The sequence below is a fragment of the Roseburia sp. AF25-13LB genome (assembly GCF_003478915.1).
In the GTDB taxonomy this organism is placed as follows: Bacteria; Bacillota; Clostridia; order Lachnospirales; family Lachnospiraceae; genus Roseburia_C; species Roseburia_C amylophila.
The window spans coordinates 1-309 of record NZ_QUFO01000006.1; the positions used below are offsets into that span (position 1 = coordinate 1).

General features: G+C 28.8%; 1 protein-coding gene. It reads right to left on the minus strand.

Annotation, left to right across the window (positions count from 1 at the left end; all coding sequences use genetic code 11):
* Nucleotides 1-70: 70 nt before the first annotated feature.
* Nucleotides 71-309 (minus strand): hypothetical protein (locus tag DWY37_RS09670; RefSeq protein WP_243093194.1); only part of this gene is annotated, 239 nt, incomplete at its 5' end.

Consider the following 309-nt stretch of genomic DNA (forward strand, 5'->3'; position numbering starts at 1 on the left):
TTCAAAGCTTCGCGAGCTTTGTACTTTCTTTAATTTTCTCAGTATTACTGAAAGTTTCAAGTGGAAATTATCAAATCAATTTTTTCGCATTATCTGCATTCAATTCAACATATCCACATTTTGGACATACATAACATGAAACAGTACTATTCTTTTCATTCTCAAAGATACCGTTTTTCTTATTAGTTAAATAAACAACCGTACCTACTGCATCTCCTTTTAATTTTGCTTTAATCATTTCCTCTTTACATCTTAAACAATCCATCTTTATTCCTCCATAAACTTCAAATTTTCTTTTCCCTAATAATT